Annotated in this window: 19 protein-coding genes and 2 pseudogenes; 4 read left to right on the forward strand and 17 right to left on the reverse strand. The window is 42.3% G+C overall.

Features of this window, described 5'->3' with window-relative positions:
• Positions 1-385 precede the first annotated feature (385 nt).
• The 15 genes and pseudogenes from DNH61_RS03555 to DNH61_RS27170 all read right to left on the reverse strand — a co-directional run.
• Positions 386-1,339 (reverse strand): IS110 family RNA-guided transposase, encoded by a 954-nt coding sequence (locus DNH61_RS03555; protein ID WP_245947862.1) that lies wholly within the window; start codon positions 1,337-1,339, stop codon positions 386-388.
• 241 nt (positions 1,340-1,580) lie between these two features.
• Positions 1,581-1,787 (reverse strand): hypothetical protein, encoded by a 207-nt coding sequence (locus DNH61_RS03560; RefSeq protein WP_111145310.1) that lies wholly within the window; start codon positions 1,785-1,787, stop codon positions 1,581-1,583.
• A 26-nt stretch (positions 1,788-1,813) separates the two neighbouring features.
• A pseudogene (locus tag DNH61_RS26675) lies at positions 1,814-2,298 on the reverse strand (GNAT family N-acetyltransferase).
• Positions 2,299-2,465: 167 nt separating this feature from the next.
• Positions 2,466-2,789 (reverse strand): hypothetical protein, encoded by a 324-nt coding sequence (locus tag DNH61_RS03570; protein ID WP_111145311.1) that lies wholly within the window; start codon positions 2,787-2,789, stop codon positions 2,466-2,468.
• 167 nt (positions 2,790-2,956) lie between these two features.
• Positions 2,957-3,388 (reverse strand): hypothetical protein, encoded by a 432-nt coding sequence (locus tag DNH61_RS03575; protein ID WP_111145312.1) that lies wholly within the window; start codon positions 3,386-3,388, stop codon positions 2,957-2,959.
• Between the two features lie 124 nt (positions 3,389-3,512).
• Positions 3,513-3,875: a phosphotransferase-like protein gene (locus DNH61_RS27165; RefSeq protein ID WP_111145313.1), complete on the reverse strand. Its 363-nt coding sequence runs from the start codon at positions 3,873-3,875 to the stop codon at positions 3,513-3,515.
• A 39-nt stretch (positions 3,876-3,914) separates the two neighbouring features.
• Complete coding sequence (locus DNH61_RS03585; RefSeq protein WP_111145314.1) at positions 3,915-4,496, reverse strand: GNAT family N-acetyltransferase; 582 nt, start codon at positions 4,494-4,496, stop codon at positions 3,915-3,917.
• A gap of 217 nt (positions 4,497-4,713) precedes the next feature.
• Positions 4,714-5,142, reverse strand: coding sequence for an uL10 family ribosomal protein (locus DNH61_RS03595; protein WP_111145316.1), 429 nt, complete (start codon positions 5,140-5,142; stop codon positions 4,714-4,716).
• A gap of 173 nt (positions 5,143-5,315) precedes the next feature.
• Positions 5,316-5,705 (reverse strand): DUF6050 family protein, encoded by a 390-nt coding sequence (locus DNH61_RS03600; protein WP_111145317.1) that lies wholly within the window; start codon positions 5,703-5,705, stop codon positions 5,316-5,318.
• A 77-nt stretch (positions 5,706-5,782) separates the two neighbouring features.
• Complete coding sequence (locus tag DNH61_RS03605) at positions 5,783-6,394, reverse strand: HD domain-containing protein (protein WP_111145318.1); 612 nt, start codon at positions 6,392-6,394, stop codon at positions 5,783-5,785.
• Between the two features lie 168 nt (positions 6,395-6,562).
• Complete coding sequence (locus tag DNH61_RS03610; RefSeq protein ID WP_111145319.1) at positions 6,563-7,114, reverse strand: GNAT family N-acetyltransferase; 552 nt, start codon at positions 7,112-7,114, stop codon at positions 6,563-6,565.
• 211 nt (positions 7,115-7,325) lie between these two features.
• Positions 7,326-7,844, reverse strand: a complete 519-nt coding sequence (locus DNH61_RS03615) for a GNAT family N-acetyltransferase (RefSeq protein ID WP_111145320.1) — start codon at positions 7,842-7,844, stop codon at positions 7,326-7,328.
• Positions 7,845-8,079: 235 nt separating this feature from the next.
• Positions 8,080-8,538, reverse strand: a complete 459-nt coding sequence (locus DNH61_RS03620; protein WP_111145321.1) for a hypothetical protein — start codon at positions 8,536-8,538, stop codon at positions 8,080-8,082.
• 81 nt (positions 8,539-8,619) lie between these two features.
• Positions 8,620-9,162: a hypothetical protein gene (locus DNH61_RS03625; protein ID WP_111145322.1), complete on the reverse strand. Its 543-nt coding sequence runs from the start codon at positions 9,160-9,162 to the stop codon at positions 8,620-8,622.
• Between the two features lie 392 nt (positions 9,163-9,554).
• A pseudogene (locus tag DNH61_RS27170) lies at positions 9,555-9,848 on the reverse strand (GNAT family N-acetyltransferase); the annotation flags it as partial.
• Between DNH61_RS27170 and DNH61_RS03635 the strand changes: the two are divergent.
• Together DNH61_RS03635 and DNH61_RS03640 are read left to right on the forward strand one after the other, a co-directional pair.
• Complete coding sequence (locus DNH61_RS03635) at positions 9,827-10,117, forward strand: transposase (RefSeq protein ID WP_111145324.1); 291 nt, start codon at positions 9,827-9,829, stop codon at positions 10,115-10,117. The pseudogene DNH61_RS27170 and the gene DNH61_RS03635 sit on opposite strands and share 22 nt — an antisense overlap.
• A gap of 232 nt (positions 10,118-10,349) precedes the next feature.
• The gene (locus tag DNH61_RS03640; RefSeq protein ID WP_281272367.1) at positions 10,350-11,000 is read left to right on the forward strand and encodes an IS3 family transposase; all 651 of its coding nucleotides are present in this window, start codon (positions 10,350-10,352) and stop codon (positions 10,998-11,000) included.
• 27 nt (positions 11,001-11,027) lie between these two features.
• Here DNH61_RS03640 and DNH61_RS03645 read toward each other — a convergent pair whose 3' ends face one another.
• Together DNH61_RS03645 and DNH61_RS03650 are read right to left on the reverse strand one after the other, a co-directional pair.
• Entirely contained in the window at positions 11,028-11,273 is a 246-nt protein-coding gene (locus DNH61_RS03645) for a GNAT family N-acetyltransferase (protein ID WP_181438569.1), read from the reverse strand.
• Positions 11,274-11,483: 210 nt separating this feature from the next.
• A complete protein-coding gene (locus tag DNH61_RS03650; protein ID WP_111145327.1) occupies positions 11,484-11,840 on the reverse strand; it encodes a hypothetical protein in 357 nt (118 codons plus the stop codon).
• A 330-nt stretch (positions 11,841-12,170) separates the two neighbouring features.
• Here DNH61_RS03650 and istA point away from each other — a divergent pair, with 330 nt between their 5' ends.
• Complete coding sequence (gene istA, locus DNH61_RS03655; protein WP_181438570.1) at positions 12,171-13,649, forward strand: IS21 family transposase; 1,479 nt, start codon at positions 12,171-12,173, stop codon at positions 13,647-13,649.
• Position 13,650: 1 nt separating this feature from the next.
• Complete coding sequence (istB, locus tag DNH61_RS03660) at positions 13,651-14,376, forward strand: IS21-like element helper ATPase IstB (RefSeq protein WP_111145329.1); 726 nt, start codon at positions 13,651-13,653, stop codon at positions 14,374-14,376.
• Positions 14,377-14,446: the final 70 nt, after the last annotated feature.

The following is a 14,446-nucleotide window of genomic DNA, read 5'->3' on the forward strand; positions in this document are numbered from 1 at the left end:
TTTTTTTATGAAAATGAATCTTTGCTCAAACGAATTTTTACGCACGCCGAAGCAGGACTACCGATTCGGCAGACCTTGACCGTGGTGGAGGTGAAAGGTTAGGCAGGGCGAGTTACTGTGAAGCCTTTGGACTGTAGCTGTCGAATGAGTTCTGCTTCACGACGTTTTTCGCGCTCTTGTCTGTAGCGTTCAAGATAATCAGGGCCTAACTCTTTGTATGGGCTTTTGGTAAGCAACATGTGGTATACGATGCGAAGCAGCGTATGTCCAAGTGCGACCAAGGCTTTCTTCTTGCCTAGCCGCTTAACCCAACTCCAATATCTTGCTGAGAGCCTTGTGTTTCGCGTCATAGAAGCAGCCCAAGCACATTCACATAATACTGCTTTTAGATGGGCATTTCCGGATCGCGCTCGTGTTCTTTTTTTTTACCGGCGCTCTGGTGGTTGCCTGGCGTAACGCCTGCCCATGCGGCAAGATGGTGATCATCCTTGAAAACGGTCATGTCGGTACCGATTTCCGCGATAATGACAGATGCTGCTTGCTCGTTGATGCCAGGAATCGTAACGAGAAGATCTATGGCCTCTTGTTTGCTGGCTAATCGGTTTCGGATATCCTGCTCAACGAGTCGGATTTGCTTTTCAATGTACACGAGGTGATCCCAGGAGAATCGGATCATGTCGCGATGATGCTTACGAAGACGACCGTTGAGCGATTGAAGTAATTTGGGGGATTTGTGCTTGAGCGCACCCTTCATGTGCGTCTCAAGGAATTCCATTGTGATGACTTCACCATCTACGATCTTCTGGAGCAGCAGGCGTCCTGATGTTCCGAAGATGTCGGACATGTGGGTAGTTAACTTGATGTTCGCATCCTGCAGGGACTTATGGATGCGATTCTTCTCCGAGGTAGCGTCATACACCAACTTTTTGCGATAACGGGTCAGATCTCGAAGATCTCGGATGTCCTCCGAAGGCACAAAGCTTCCTTCAATAAGCCCGCAACGCAGCAATTTGGCGATCCACTCCGCGTCTTTCATGTCGGTCTTGCGTCCGGGAAGATTCTTGACGTGATGAGCATTGGCTAGCAGGAGGTCTAATTCAAAGGCTTCAAGCACGTTCCAAACAGACTTCCAATAAACGCCCGTACTTTCCATGGCGACGTGAGTGCAACCTTGCTCCACTAACCATTCGCCCAGTTCCATGAGCTCGTTCGTCATGGTACCAAAGGTGCGAATCTCTGATTTTGGAGCACGGTCCAGCTGCCCGGTAAGAACGCAGGCCACAACGGTTTCCTGGTGTACGTCGAGGCCTGCACAGCGCTCAAGAATGGCTTCCAACATTGTAACAATCCCTCCGACATGAGTATTGAACCGGAAAGACAACCGAAACAAACGAAGATTTTTTATCCGGACTCGCAGTCCGATAGCCTGTGCTTCAAGGTTGTCCGAGCAGTTTTATTTACGGGGTCGAACCCACCGCAAAAAGCCGCGAACTGGCCGGTTCACCCTTAGTATGAAGGATTTCAGAAAGAGAAAAAAGACTATGATGACATTTTCATCATAGCCTGTGAGCCAGAAAGGGTCATGAAAGTTTTATTTTTGCCGTTTTCTCAAATCTTTCTAATTCAACAATCAACAATTCAGCTTTCCTGATTAATTCGTCAATATTACTGCCTTCACCATTAATCCCCAGTGCCCAATGCACCTTTCCCTCGTTGTGTATGTATGTATATAGTTCACTGCTATACTCAAAGTGGCCAATTCCATTCACTCTAATGATCCTATCCATTCATTTTCCTTTCAAATGAGAGTTCCTCATCGCTTCCATTCATCCTTTAGCATCCCATAAACCACATGGTCTACAAAATGGTCATACAACCATTCTGCCTTACGTATAGTCCCTTCTTGTGTGAAGTTCAATCGTTCCGGTACTCTTCTACTTCTAAACATTCTTCTCTGCAGCTCGGATCTCTACTTTGTTTAGTTCAAGGTCTACCAAGGCATATTCAGTTAATGCTTCACAAACCTTAGTCATGATTCCCTTGCCTTAATAGGGTAGGCCTAGCCAGTAACCAATATATGCAATTTGATTGCTCCAATCTATGCCATTAAATCCAGCGACCCCAGCTACTTTGCCTTCATAAATACTCAGTGTCTTGAACAGTAGTATTCGAATTAAGCCATGGCAGCCATTCTTTTAAGTATCCTCTGGATTGGTCAATTAATTCAAATATCTCTTTGACATACTTCTGCTCATTCAATGCTAGTTTTAATTTATCGTTTATAGCATGATAGAACATTGTCCTAACTCTCCTTTCTATTGTTCGGTGATTTTACCTACCGTACATACACCAATGATGTTAGTCCAGTCTTAACATCGCAGGGTTATCTGCCTAAATCAGCTGCTACGAAAATACTTCTGGCAGATCAAGGAGCCCGTCAGGCGACACAATGGGGACATTATCTATCACCGATTTATTAAATACATTTCAATTAATCTAGTGTTTAATTGTTCGAACTGTTCTATTAGTTCTTTTGAGTTTTTTGAGTATTTACTTTGAATATAAAATCTTGAACAAGTATAAAATAGAACTCCCACAACATTCTTATTTACTTGCTCCTCATCCTGTATAACAGCTTGGTATTTTTCAAGCTGATTATTTAATGTTTTAATCCGTTCAACATCTATTAATGCATACCCGTCGCCGGCTTGATTGCCTTTAAGCTGGATCAGTATCGGTTTACATATATCAATAATTTCCTTTTCTATTTCCCCAATAGGGTCTATCATATATTCCTCCCATGTAAATCCCTTATTACTTATCTCAGCTAACTTTTCAGTAGATCAAACCTCTCTAGCTTCACCATATAATTCTTGCCGTTCATGAGAGTGAGACCCGCAGCGACCATACGATGCTATGCTCTACCTGGGATTATCGATTATCCTGTCTAATTTACTTAATTGCCTTTTATATATATTCTCTCGAGTTGTTTGTAATCAGTTATATCAAAACAGAATGCAGGGACTTTCTCCAACCATTCAACTATCGTTCCTGTATCACTGATATCCTTTCGTTCACTATTATCAATCCCAACTCGATTCCATATAACAAAGTCATCTTTAGTATCAACTTCCGCTACTATTACGGTACAACTAAAGTCACAATCATCCGGGCACATTAGTATTGGTAAGATAACTTGGCCTTTTCCTGATACAAACCGCGAATACACCAGCTCAACTTCTTCTTTTGAATCAAGCCAATCAACCAAGGTTGGAACTAAACCAAGAAATAATCCATCAGGATATAATTCGTGAAGTACTATATCTAGCGGTTTATTATCAATTAATATATTTAGGTGTTCTTGGGTTGTGTATTCTGATTTCGACATTTTTACTGAAATCTTATTAATTGTCTTTCATTCCTTTTCAGTTTTATGATATTCAGGTATTGCAACTAGCGTCTTTGCATTCGCGAACCCTCACTACACATATATGATCTTTTACAGTAATCATTTACTCGTATACTTTAGTTCGATTGCCCGCTCTTTGCTTTAATTCTGTGAAAGCACTAAAATGAGAATTCTCATGCAGACACTTTTTGATTTGCAGAGCACACTCGTGTGTATTATTTACTTCCGTATCTACTTCTAAGTCGTAAACGCCATGTGAATGAACTAGATTATACTGGTAGTTGGCTAAACCCATATTCCGGTCTCCCCGTTCTCTTTCCCTTCGTTGAAGCTCTTCTAGTGAACAATTTACGGATACAAACAACACTTTGTAATCCGCTAACAACTTAACGCATTCTTCTAACCACTGTCTTTCTTCGAGTACATGGTCGACAATTAGGTTACGTAAACGGTTAAAATGGCGCAGCGTTGGATGTCATCCGCTTCTTTGTAACTGCCCGCTACATTAGTTTGACAGGTATTCTTCAAGCTTCATTTTAATATCTGGCCACTCCGGCCGAATAACACTGTAAATATATGCATTCCTTATGTATCCATCATGAAGTATTCTATCCTGTCTAAGAATGCCTTCTTTAACAGCTCCTATTCTTTCTATCGCTCTGTTCGAGCGTTCATTTCTTATATCAGCCTTAAATTGAATTCTCACTGCTTGAAATTCCTCAAAACCATATTTCAGCAATACGTATTTACATTCTGTATTAACCCTGGTTCTCCAAACTTCGGGAGTATACCAGGTCCAGCCAATTTCAAAATTCCTATTCGCTTCCGATATATTCAAAAGACGTGTGCTGCCAACTAGTTTTTTTAATTCCTTGTCATATACAACAAAGGGATATTCCAATCCTGATTCTTTAGCCTGTATAGAGTTATTAATAAGCTCTACCATGTCTTCGAACTTCTCAACTTTGTTTGGCAAATAAGTCCATATTTCAGGATAACCTGCACACTTGAATAATTCTTCTGCATGATCTAGTCGCAAGGGTAGTAATTGAATTCGTTTTCCTTCAAGCATGGTCGGATATATCATTATTGAATTGTCCTTTCTGATTACAATGATCTCACATAACGTTCAGGCATTCATGAATCCTCACTTGCTCAAGCTGCCGACCGATTATGCGAAGCGATCTGATCGAATGGTCGAAGTCTTAGCCAGCGCAGAGTTGGCTACGGATTTCACTTTTCAAGAATTCCTTACAGACCAAGGTCCATAAAGGCCAGCAGTGTGTATGCGGTGAGAGAGGGTGTTAGCGCCTATCTGCAATATGGCTCATTATTACTAACTGTTTAATCCATTCATCCACATCGTTAACTGCCCATGCCGCTTCTTCACAATAGTTTTCACTTTTGAATTTTACTTTCAGCAAATTAAATCCCACTTTACCCAAATGCCCGTTCACTTTACTTATCTCGCTTATCGTATCTAATGAAATGGTATATTTCTTTCTTGGTATGTACATCTCAAAAATCAGGTTATTTCTTGACAGGAGTAATATCCCATTTCCTCTTATCTGTCTCATTCCCTTTGAACTAACTCCATAGAAATTCGATAAGTAATCAACTAATAGCTTCTCTTCTTGTTTATAGTTTTTCTTCAAACTTATTATTCTGTATAAAAAAATTAACAAAAGTGTAGCTATAAAAATAACAACTGTACCTGCGATTGTCTGATCCACTTCCCTGCCACGCCTCTCATGTTATAGTATTGCGCTATTATCTGAGATTCTTGTGCTCGCGAACCCTCGGATCAGCAGACTTAGTCGGTGCAGAGTTGTCGCCGGACTAAGCTTTCTCAAAATTTCAAGGGCGACCGAGGGACGCTGCAGCGACCCGATGCGTGAATACAAGGTTAGGCGACATTGCTGCCTTCCTGGAGTTTCTTATCCAATATTTTTTTGTTATTTGAATAGTTCACAAGATCATATATCCCTTTAAGTAAATAGAAGAATGCGATAGCGCACTTATATAGAGCAATAAATCCTCCGATTATGCCAGCAATCATAAAATTAAAAACAAAAAGTGCGGCAGTTTCTCCAATCCCTCCATTTCTGAGTATAAAAAAAGTTTTCATACGGATAATACCAAAAGGAACTCCAATGATTGTCCATAATAATATATAGTAATCAGGGCTGGTCTTTTCCATATCCCCTAGCAGACTGATGGCTATTACTGTAAGTAAAAGGAAACCTAAGATTGGAAGAAGTGATTTAATTATGATGGTTTTAAAGATACTCCACATTAAATATACCTCCTCATGAATCTTCCTCGGACCAAGGGCCGTATGGCCTAATGCGGGATGTTGCAACCTCCTATAAGTTACTCGCAGATAGTCTTTAGTTCAAAGTAAGCATCCGCTAACCATGGATGAAGTACCTTTAATTTCTCTCTCTGGCTCCACAGGTAACTTATGTATTCAAACGCAGCGTGCTCAAGCGACACTTCGAGTTTGGCTAATAATTCATTTAAATAGGGCGGACTGCCTTTTTGGTCCCATGCAATCTTATCTGCCACAAAGAGAACTCTATCCAGCTTGGTAGATTCTTTTCTAAGTGTGGTATGACAACCAACAGCATTTAATACATCCTCGTTAGTAATCTTGAAGATATCTATGGACATCTGCCTGGATAGTTTCTGGTGAATAATCATTGGGAAAATCTCTTCTTCAGGTAAGACCTGTATCCCCAAGGATCTTGCTATTTCTATTCTTATTTCGTTTGGGTAAACTGCACTGATGTCATGTAAATACCCAGCATATAAGGCCAAATCTGCAGGCTCATTGAATTTTACTGCTATTCGCTCTGATTCTTCCCCAACCTTAAGGCAGTGTTCTGCAGTTTCACCATGTCCATTACGGATTAAAAATTCATTCACATCATTTCTTAAATCACCAGTAAAATTAGGGATAAATAGACTATCATAGACTTTCATGAACTTCGTCCCTTCTTGTTATATGCAGTAAAATCCTATAAATTTGTTGCAGTCACGAACCTCTGCAGGGAGTTGTCGCAGCAATCACTTCTCCGATCCAGGTCTGCAACCCAGGGCGTCCCCCGATGCGTAAATGCAGTGTTTTGTGATGCTGACGACTTCCTTGATTTATTTACAAAACAGCTCTTCATATTCTTCTTTCAAGATAGACATCTTTATGACGTCCCAATAACGTCCATCCCTAAATAGTTTTTGCCGCATCCTGCCTTCTTCCTTAAATCCGCATTTTAAATAACTGTGATACGCTCGCTCATTATATTCATAGACATCCAGTTCTAATCGATTGAAATTTAACGTATTGAACACAAAATGCTCCAACAATGTTATTGCTTCTTGACCGTAACCCATTCCCCAGTAATCTTTCTTTCCAATAACAATGCCAAGAACCGCATTCCTGTTCCTATAATCAATTTGATGAAGATCAATTTGACCTATGTAAGATAATGCAGCCTTGTCCGCAATTACAAAACCTTTACTTCCCGAAGTTCCCTCGATCATACTCTTCAAAAAGGCCTCGGTTTCATAAACTGTATTAGGAAACAAAAAAACATCATGTAAATTGTTAGTTACCTCGTAATCGTTAACCCATTCTCTTATATGCGGTAAATCCTCCAACTGGTATTCTCTCAATATTATCCTTGTCCCTATCAAGTGGGGCATGTATGTTTCATCCTTTCTTCGTCGGTTTCATATAACGCCTTAGTGTCCACAGACAACCCTCCGAACCTAATCGTGTCTTGGCCGTTCGCTATCACTGTCTGACTCGACTTTCCCTAGATGCCCCAGACAGACCGAGGAGCAGCTTCACTGTCCGAAGTGAACACGGTGTTATTCGATGACCTCGACCTCTTTGAATTGACTACAAATTAAATTAATTTATCTGATACTCATATATTTCATAATCACTGTCATCATCATTATCTTTCAAATAAAGGAACCCACACTTTCCGAAACATGCCTTGCTTGCCTGATTCCCTTTCTCTATCGTTATATTTATCTTACTACAGTAATTCTCTCCCAAAATATTATACACATTGAAGATAAAATCTTTAATTACAGCAGTTCCATATCCTTTGCCCTGAAGATTAGGAGAAACAATGATAGGGTTAATATGAATGGTCTTATCTATAGGGTTTAAATATATACTCATGATTGCAACTAACTTATCTTTCTCAAATACTAACTTACAATAATAGTCGTCGTTCAACTTGTAGTAACTTTTTTCTCTATCTGTATCATTCAAATAGTAGAATTCTATGCCATTAATAATATTTAAATAAGCAGAATGCCAATCATCAATATCCAGAAACTTGTTAGTCTCCTCATGGATCAACCAATCATTTATTTCTCTTGCAAATTGAGCATTATAGTCCAACCAAATAAATTCCACTCAGGATCACTCCTTCGGTTTTTTCTATTTTGAGGTTTTGGTATAACGACTCTGTATTCACGAACCCTCATCGGCTTAAGCATCGCAGTCGCGGGTCGTAAGACTTAACCGTTGCCGAGTTACTCCACATCCTAGAAAATCCTCGGGCGGACCAAGGGGCACGACAACGGCCTGCAGCATGAATGCGGTGTTATGGCCCTGTACCACCCTATATGAAATGCAGATAATTTGTAATTTATTCATTTCCGTGAATATATCCTCCAGACATCCGAAACGGAACTTCATCTTCTCCTTGCTTCACAGTGCCAATTAATTCAACTTGAGGATCATTAAAATCTAATAAGTTTGAATCTCCAAATACTTCTTTAATAGGTGCCGTGATAGAATAAGTAACTTTCTCACGCGGTTTTAGATTTATCGGCTTGCTAGCGTCTGTTCTCCCCTCAATTTTAAAGGGATTTCCCTTCGAACCATTAGGCTGAACTAATGGGTAATATATAAAAAAATTAAGATTTCTTATTTCTACTTCGCCTTCGTTACTGACTTCTATTGTATAAGACTTGTTTATGTCATTGGTGCTTGAAGCTATCAACTCAATCTCTATGTCATTATCATTAAATTGTAAAATATTAGAATTTGAATATCCTGACAACAATACAGCCATAAGAAGTAAAAGAAAGAAATTGAACTTCATGTTTCACCTCTTGGTTTTAGTTGCAAAGCGCATAACATGCATGCGTTCACGACCCTGCAGTTCTTCAAGTAACCCTCGAAATCATTTCTTAGTGTTCTTCCTTACTAAGTAAGTTGCTATTCCACCGGCAAATAACACTATACAAATTGAGATAAATACCCAGTTCCACTTGTTGTATTTAAATGCAAGATTAACATAAACGCTAGCCTCCACTCCAGGACCTAGCTGATCAATATCCATTGTCGCACCTGACAATTTATTAGACCTACCACAATTCGTCACATAGTAATTACCTGATACCTGGTAAGAGTACAGGAGATATTCTTCCCCTTCTTCAAACTCAAACTGACAACTGGACCAAGATGTATAAACAACGATCTGAGACTCTTTAATACCCTTCCATATCTCACCCACCTCAATCCAAACTGCATTAAAAGCTTCGCCGTCAATTTTTGTTCTCTTTATTGATTTGACCTTACCAGTAAACACTGCATCCGACTGCTCAAGGCCTTCACTTGCATTATCCGGAATGTCACAGTCACAAGCATCAACATTAATAGGAAAGGAAACAATTAGCAACAAAAACATGCAAGACGTCATTAATGTGATCGTTATCCACTTCACGGATACACCTCCGCAAAAAAAACGATTACTTCGATTTTCACCTAACGTTCCCGCATTCATAATTCACATTGTTCAAGCGCCTTAAGGACCGGAGGTCCGGGTGGCTCTGCTACTTAGCCGGTTGAATGTGTCCGGTGAATAAGCTTCCCCGAACTGCCTCTTCCGGACCAAGGGGCGAGCTTGCCTCGACTCACAGCGTCGAATGCAATGTTATATGTAGTTCAGGCCTTCTTAATTAACTTTCAAAATTTTTATTGTCCCTTTGATATCCATTCCTCTGCTAAAATAGCATACTGGTATGCATCATGCCAGATAGGTTGTCCTTCATTATTTTTATGGAAAAAAGCTTTTTTCATATGGTGACCTTCTCTTCGCATTAACAAGCGCTCCAACAATTCCCACGACGAGTTGTTTTCAGGATTACACATTGCTATAACCCGATGAACTTTTAGCACTTCAAATCCGTATTGTAGTATTCTTCTACATGCCTCGGTTGCATATCCATTCCCATAATATTTAGGGTTGAATATATATCCAAGTTCCCACGTTAAAAACTCGAATGGTTTTGTTTGATTAAAGTAAATGTGGAGTGCTACGATAATAATGCAGTCGAAAAACACCCTCATATGAAATAGAATGAAAGATAATGAGGGGACGGGAGACAATGAATCGGTACGATAAAGCATTCAAAGAAGAAGCCGTAAGATTGAGCGATGAGATTGGATCAAAAAAAGCAGCTGAGCAGTTAGGAGTATCCTACTACACCTTGCAGGAATGGAGAAAACGAAGAACCCTGCACGGCGACGGAGCGCATATCGGGAGCGGACACGCTTATGCATCTGCCGATAAGACTGCACGTGAAATCGAATTAGAAAAAGAAATAGTCGAGCTGCGCCGCGCGAATGAAATTCTCAAGGATGCACTCGGTTTTTTCGCAAAAGACCGGAAGCGGTAAAGGCATGTAGGCTCTATGCTTACATCCGTGAACGACGGGATCGATGGACCGTCAAGGAGATGTGCGAAGTACTTGCTGTCAGTGAATCGGGCTATTACCGCAGCTTGAAGCCCACACCTAAGCAAGAGAAGCAGCAACGCCTTCTGGTCAAAATCAAAAAATCATCGGTGAACATGAAGACAACCGCAATTACGGTGTCCAGCGTATTCTGCTGGCGCTGTCATAGATAGAGATTCAGACCAGTTACGGCAAGGTATACCGAATCATGAAGAAGCACGGCCTGTTGAAGAAAGCCAAGCGTCATTCACACGGCATTACACGCGAGGATGCCGCAGCTCAAAAGAGCGAGAACCTGATCCAGAGAGATTTCAGATCCTCAGCACCCAATCAAAAGTGGCTACCTTATATCACCGAAATCCCTTGTTCAGACGGCAAGTTATATCTGTCTGCGGTACTGGATTGTTTTAACGGAGAGATCGTAGGCCTCGCCATGGACGATAATATGCGCAAAGAGCTCTGCATCCAGGCCTTTGAAAATGCCTGTAAAGCAAGGAATGCTCGCGGAATGATCTATCACAGCGATCGAGGCAGCCCATTCACGAGCCATGCTTTCCGGAAGAGTCTAGCTAAACGAGGTGCCATTCAAAGCATGAGTGGCACAGGCCGTTGCTATGATAATGCAAGGATGGAAAGTTTTTTTGCTACGCTAAAGAAAGAAAAGCTATACAAGATCAACACAGAGCGCTATCCCATGGCCCATATTAAATCAATCATCTTCAGGTACATCATGATCTACTACAACAGGCGGCGGATATACACCTCCAACCCAGGGGGCTGGCCCCCAGCAATTTATCGCGAAAGAATGCTATCACAAGCAGCTTAGTAAAGGGATTTCTGGATGAGTGTGTTTTCAAACTGCACTTTTGTTGACAACTCCAATGTGTCCAATCATTTTATTACTCTCTCTTAACACTACTGCCATAAAAATATTGCTTTGTGATCGTTCGGATGCCATCTGCTTACAATCTTCATCATTACTAACTTTACCTGGTTCATACTTCAATACTTCTTCAATGGACAAGTAATCATGTAAGTCTTTCCAATCATCGGATTGAAAATTTCTTATAAGTAATCTTTCTGAATTTAGATGTATCATACTCATCACCTTAGATATGATTTATTAGTCTTTGCCTGATTTACATATAACGTTCTTGCATTCACGACACGACCCAGCCTTAGATAGCTCTTATCCTAGGCTGGGTCGTGTGTTGTCTGAGCTCCTTCCATGATTATACATCTGACAACCGAGGGGCGTAAGCCCCGATGAGTGAATAGGGGGTTAGATGATGTTGCTGGCTTCTTTGAACTACTCCGGATATGCTCTTGATGCCTTTATTAACGTATCATCCTCATCGAAAACCCTTAACACTCTATCAATATCATTGATTTCATAACTTCTAACCACGATAAGTTGACTCATATGCAATCCTGGGGGATCAATATTTAGTCTTGTAAGATTATTATGTAGTCGTTCTGGTGTGTATAGAATACTCCATCTTCTTGAACCATCAGTGAAGTTCATAGTGATCTCTACCCAGTTCCATTCACTTGGGTCATTAGATTCCACCTCATCATCGAATTGCCATCTCAATAATCTAGGTCTTGATATTAATTCTTTTTCTGTCATTTTGGCCTCTCCAATATTATTAATCAGCAATTTCATACTACGTTCCTTTATTCACGAACCCTTACTGGCTTAAGCTGCCGACCGATTAAGCGAAGCGATCGGATCACTGGGGCGAAGACTTTGGATTGTCAACAGTAAATCAGACAGCTTTTATAAGGGCTTCTTGGCGATACTGCGCAGGTGTCATATAGCCTAATGTCCCATGAATGCGATGCTTGTTGTTTATTGCATACTAAAAATGCCGAAGATTGCAGCGTAAAAATGCTCAACTAGAAAGCAAAAAAGAGACACTTGTCAGGATCCCAACTTCCTCCTATCGTTAAGTTTGACGAGAACTAGCGAAGGAGTTACGAAAGGATGCTGAAAATGCCTCAACAACAATATATCAGATTTTTACGGGAAGCAGAAGGGCTTTCGGTAAACGAAATTGCTAGAGAAATGGGCATACATTGGCGGACAGCCAAGAAATATGCGGATCAGTCCAACTGGAATGAATCGCTGAAGAAAAAGAAGAGCAGAAGCCCGGTCATGGGGCCGTTTATGGATATCGTAGACACCTGGCTGGAGGAGGACCGCCTGCTCCCACGGAAGCAACGGCACACGGGAGTGCGAGTGTTCCAGCGTTTGCGAGACGAGTATGAGTTTACCGGCGGACAGCGTACCGTGCTTGCTTATGTAAAGAAGCGTAAGGCAGAATTGGCTCTGGAACGCGCCAAAATCTACGAGCGGCTCGAGCATCCAGCCGGTGAAGCGCAAGTGGATTTCACGACGATTGAGGTGAGCCAAGACCAGGAGCTGCTGACCTATAAACTGCTGGTCATCTCGTTTCCTTACAGCAACGCAGCGTACGTTTATCCGACCCCAGCAGAAAACCAGGAATGCTTTCTGGAAGCGTTAAAGCAATGCTTCGAGCAAATTGGAGGGGTTCCTTCTCGGATTTGGTTCGATAATCTGTCTGCTGCGGTTGTACATATTGAGAAGCATGGTGAACGGCAATTAACGGACGGGTTTCAGCGATTTTGTGCGCATTATCGGTTCGAAGCAGTGTTCTGCAACCCGTACAGCGGACATGAGAAAGGACATGTTGAGAATAAATGTGGGTACTCGAAACGGAACTGGGCTGTCCCGATCCCGATTTATGAGAGCCACGAGCAGCTTGCTGCTGTGTTTGCTAAGCAAGCCTTGCTAGACCAAGAGCGTACACACTATGCCAAGGGGCAGCGAATCGCTGACTTGTGGGAAGAGGAACGGGCAAAGTTACTTGTCTTGCCGGAGGTGGCTTTTGAAGCCTTTCGTATATCTGCTGCGGCGGTCAATAAATACGGAGAGATTCGAGTGGATGAAACCACCATTCCTATGCTGGGACTGGTTCAACCAGGAAGCCAGGTCATGATCCAAACCTACTGGGACCGCCTGGTTATCCTCAATAACAACCACCAGCTCGTAAGAGAAATCCCTCGGCCTTACACTGGCAAGACCGCTGACATTCCGTGGGAACAAGTCTTTACTAACTTGCTGCGCAAGCCGCGAAGTGTGACTCACTCTCAGTTCATTCGCATGCTGCCGCAAACGTTGCAGCTCTATGCTACGGTAAAGGAACTAGATATGCGCAAGGAACGCCTCCTAGCCCTAGCCCACTGGAGCAGCGTGTACACGATGAGGGAAATAGAGGATGCTCTCCACCTTCTCGGTACAGAAGCTACCGTTGAACGTATAACCGCTGTTCTCGGCATGAGGTCAGGCAGTCGGGATATACCGTCCGTTTTAGAGGAGACAATCTCACCGCCGAGTACCAAAGTGGAGTTTTCACTACAGCGCTATGACAAGCTGACGGGGGTGAGCTGACATGAAGCCAGAACTGGCCGATTTGTGCCGGCAGCTGCGGCTGGCACATGTCGTCGAACATGTTGCGCTGCAGCAGGACGAACAGCTGCATGGTGTGGTTCTGCAACTGCTAACGGCTGAACTGGATGGCCGCAGGCGTGCGAAACTGGGTAAGCTTGTCCAACAAGCTGGATTCCCACATATTAAGACCTTTGAGGGCTATGTGTATGACCACATCTCCTTTCCAAGCGGCAGCAGTCCCGCCATGCTGCTGGAACTCGGGTGGTTGGAGCGTAAGGAGAACCTGCTGCTCATGGGGGCAGTAGGCACCGGAAAAACGCATATGGCTACAGCACTCGGCGTAGAAGCATGCCGCCAAGGCAAGGCGGTGCAGTTTTACCGCGCTTCGGATCTAGTGGCTTTGCTGCAGGAGAAGTTTGCCTCAGGAACGGTGAACCGATTACGGGAGAAACTGCGAAAGGCTGACTTACTCATCTTGGATGAGGTCGGTTATGTACCTTTCAGCCAGACCGGCTCTGAGCTATTGTTTAATGTGATTGCCGACTGTTACGAAAGACAAAGCGTGATTGTAACGTCCAACTTAGAATTTGGCCAGTGGACGTCGATTTTCGGAGATACTAAGCTGACTTCCGCTCTTGTGGACCGGCTGGTACACCATGCTCATATTCTCTCATTCACGGGTGAGAGCTTCCGCTTCAAGCAAGCGATGGAACGAGTCCCCGTATAGCTTCATATCCTGGCAAATCTCTTAGGCACTTTTTGCTGCAATATTGAGCACTTTTTGCTTGCAAAACACA

Source organism: Paenibacillus sambharensis, from assembly GCF_003233845.1.
GTDB lineage: Bacteria > Bacillota > Bacilli > Paenibacillales > Paenibacillaceae > Paenibacillus_I > Paenibacillus_I sambharensis.